Raw genomic sequence first — 4,083 nt, forward strand, 5'->3', positions numbered from 1 at the left:
CTGGCCATTGTTGTGATATTCTTTTGTTTCCGGTATTCCAAAGAGCAAAGGCTAAAAAGGCAGATTGATACTTACAATAGAAGAATAAAAGAATACTGGGAAAGAGATAGTTTAAATGGGGCATCATATAAGCAGGATACACCTATACATAATTAAGATCGTGCAATAAGAACGCCGCAGATAAGATAATATCTGCGGCGTTTTACCCATAGCACTACAACCGTTTCTGTGTATACGATATCTTCACCTTATACACCGGTGAACTTTTCAAATAAGCCGGTGGAATCCTGTTCCCCTCATCATCGTATTTCTCCGGCATAACGAGCTTAGCGGAATCAGTCGTTACAGTAGCCCGGACGTTAATCATTGCCTCCGCTTTTTCAATAACTGCATCATATTTCCCGACAGGTTGTATAACGGCGATATCTTCACCGTCGATCTGCACCGGTTCGTTGGGGAAGATCAGCAGAAATTCCGGAGACGAATTATCATACGGGTAGGGCGACATCATTTTGCTGATGCTGCCTTCTATTGTTGGGGTTATAAATACGAGGCTAACATTCGCTTTGCTTTTAAAGGGCACCTTGTCATTGGTGGCGTACAACTGGGGGTAAACCTGGGAGATATAGTCATTGGTTTCAGATCCGTAAATATACGGCACCCAGTTGTCATAAGGAGTGGTGGTGCCTTCGTAGGCCAGTTCACCATCCAGGTACAGTTCGAAATGATCGAAGAACAAATTGAACCCCGCGTTTTTAACGGTTATTTTTTTAGTGGTATCTGCTTTGCTGGTAATGGTCAGGCTGTCGATAACACCCGCCAGTCTGTGTGTAGCGCTGTCCACTTCTTCCATCCGCAGGTACATGCTGAAGTTAAATTTATCTTTTCCGGTGCTGAAAGCCGCATCTTCAAATACATTAGTGAACATCCCTTTGCTGTACATGATATCAATGTTGCCTCCTTCGGTTACGGTATTGTTTTCAACAATGTACTTCCCTTTTTCCAGTTCGCCTTTGTTGTTTAACGGAAGTTTTACCTTGAGCTGCTGGAACCCATCGGTGGCGTTGTTGTTGTCCAGCCTGAACACCAGTTCCATCCCATCACAATAGCGGCCGGATACCTGTTGAGTTTCCGTAAAGGTTTTGCGGGCTACCATGCTCGTTTTTAAGGTGGTGTCATTAAAAAGGAACGTAACGTTTTTTACGCCTTCGTTGATCGGCGGCGGTGGCGGCGGCGGCGGTGGTGGTGGGGGCGGTTCATGTATGTCGAAGGTAAATACGGCTTCCTTTTTCTGGCAGGAATAGGTTGCCATGGCGATCATGAACAATAATAAAGGGAAGCGTATGATAACAATATGTTTCATGTATATTTTTTTAAGATAGATTATAGTTTTAACCCAACGCCCAGTGTAATATAAGGGCCGGTATAAAAGGAATGGAAGATATTGTCCCCGTTAATGGTGTCGTCGGTTTTTTCTGCAATGGCCTTAATATCCGCTGCCTGCTGTACCTGGAGAAACCGGCTGTTCAGTACATTCTGTACACCGCCTTTAATTTCTACGAGTTTCCCGATAAGTTGGGAGAAACTGAGGTCCAGTGCATCCCGGGGCATTTCATATACACTGGCGTTATCGATATTGCCAACGGTAGTGAGGCGCTTACCAATCCGGTTGTAACTGGCATTCAGTTTTAAGCCGGTTGCTAAGTTGGTATAGTTTAAACCGGCATTGATGAGGTAAGGGGATTGTCCTGTCAGCGGCCGGTTTTTGTCCTGCAGCCCGGCGCGGGGGCCCAGGTCTACCTTGCTGTAGATATACGCAGTATTCAGCAGTACGGAAAGGTGCTGCATAGTTTTGCTGACGTTGGTGTTGCCGTTGAAGTAACGTTGCATACCCAGCATCAGTTCCACTTCCGCACCGTAATTGGTGGCTGAAAGGGCATTGTCCCACCGGAAGCTGTTCCGGCCACTCGTGCTGTTATAGTAGTAAAATTCCACCGGGTTCCTGAACTTTTTGTAGAATACTCCTGCTGTAAAGATCTCGCCGGTACCGGGGTAATGTTCGAAGCGGAGGTCAATATTGTCGATATCCGTTTGGGTTTTCAGATTTTCGTTTCCATACGCGAGCCGGTAGGTCATGAAATCCATGTAGTAAAAGGTGGATATTTCCCTGAACTCCGGACGGTTTAATGTTTTCGAATAAGCGGCGCGCAGCAGATTTTTTTCGGTATAGGAATAGCTAAGGTTGAAGGATGGAAGTTTGCTGGTGTTTTGCCGGTGAAGGTTTACCTGCCCGTTGTCGCTACCGCCACCGAGCTGCCAGCTGTAAGTCTGTAGTTTTTGGGTATTGTCTTCTATACGAAGACCGCCATACAGCTTCAGTTTGGAGGTAAAGGGAATTTCAGCTGCCAGGTAAACGGCCTTTAGATCGTTTTGGGCGGTGTAGCTGTTTTGAGCGCCCCAGATCTCCGTAATACGGCTTCCCTGTACATCATCGTTTTCCAGGTTGAACTGCCGGTATTCAAAACGTCTTTCTTTATCTTCCACATAAATTCCTGTTTTTAAAATTACGGCGGCGTTGGCAATTTTCAGCGGTTGCACAATATCCAGGGCCACCGTCTTAATTTCTTCCGGTAAAGTCGTATATCTTCTGCCGCGGTAATACCCGCCATAGAAATATTCCACCAGTGACGAATCATGATAATAAAATTTCTTCTCATTTTTCAGGGTGCGGTAACGTTGGTCGGGATCGTCGTACCTGCTTTTGGTGTATCCGGCGGTCCAGTTAATTTGCGTACCGGGATGCAGTGTATGTTGCCCGCTCAGCTGTGTGGTATAAATTCCCCTGAAACTGTTGGACAGGATGTATTGGCGCACGTACTGGTTTTCATAGAGGCCGGAGCCATCCGGTGCAGCAAGTCCTGTTTCACCGTTGCGGAGTACCGCATTGGTATTTCCCATATGGGTATAAAGATTTTTAAAACTGATCCGGTGATTTTTGTTGATGTCGAGCGATAAATTCAGCATACCGTTTAGCCTTACGTTGTGGTCGTAGGTTTGATCGGAAAATTTATAAGTGCTGGAATATACATCACTCATGATCGCTGTTGTATTCTGGGAAACGATTACATAGCGGTAGGTATTGGCGTAGTTGAATGCGCCGACAATTCCCAGCCGCGACGATTTTCCCCAGGTGAACCGCTTTGCGAAATCCAGGTTGAAACGATGGTCTACGGGCGCTTTCCGTGGATAGAGATCCCAGTTATCCGCAAATTTCGGCGTGAGGGCTCTTTTTTCTTCCGGCGTCCATGTGTCCACCCTGCCGGATCCTATTTCCTTTGGCAGGCTATAGGTACCGTCGTCGTATCCCAGCCAGTTCCTGCTGCCCTGGCGCTGTTCCCTGAAATCTTTAAAAGTGGTAAAGGGATTATAGGATGCGCTGTAGCTAACGTTAAATGCGTTTTTCGCAGGCATCTCGGTGGTATGCACTTTAATGACGCCGCCGGCAAAATCGCCGGGAAGCTCAGGTACGGCGGTTTTGTAGATCATGATCCGGTCTATTAACGGGGAAGGTAAGATGTCAAAACTGAATGCGCGGCTGTCCGGTTCAAAACTGGGCGCCATCAGTCCGTTCAGCATCACGGGGTTATAGCGTTGCGATAAACCGCGGATAACGACCATCCTGTTCTGTATGATACTGACGCCGGCGATCCGGCGTATAACCTCCGCTGCATCCCTGTCCTGGCTCCGGGCAATCTGTTCTTTTGAAATACCGCTCACCACCGCATCGGCGTGGTGTATTTCATCAATAACGGAAGCTACGCTTCCCGTTTCCCGTATTTTCCTGGATGCAATGGTTACTCCCGCCAGCTGACCTTTTGCTATTTTCAGGGAAACTTTCACGGCGAAGGTTTCATTTGCTTTAATGGTGATACCGGTGATGGCAACAGTACCATATCCCACGGCGCTAACGGTGGCCTCATGGGCGCCGGCAGGTACAGGAATGGAAAACTTCCCGTCGTCGTCAGTGCTGCCGCCTTTCACGCCTATGCGGATGGTTGCACCGGGAATAGGGGTATTGTTTTC

General features: G+C 47.4%; 2 protein-coding genes. Both read right to left on the reverse strand.

Features of this window, described 5'->3' with window-relative positions:
* Positions 1-214: 214 nt before the first annotated feature.
* Positions 215-1,363 carry a hypothetical protein gene (locus VN105_RS05815; RefSeq protein WP_325638844.1) on the reverse strand — a complete coding sequence of 383 codons (1,149 nt, stop codon included), beginning with the start codon at positions 1,361-1,363 and terminating at the stop codon, positions 215-217.
* Positions 1,364-1,383: 20 nt separating this feature from the next.
* The coding region (locus VN105_RS05820) for a TonB-dependent receptor (RefSeq protein ID WP_325638846.1) at positions 1,384-4,083 on the reverse strand (2,700 nt) is incomplete at its 5' end.

This window comes from Chitinophaga sp., from assembly GCF_035564935.1.
In the GTDB taxonomy this organism is placed as follows: domain Bacteria; phylum Bacteroidota; class Bacteroidia; order Chitinophagales; family Chitinophagaceae; genus Chitinophaga.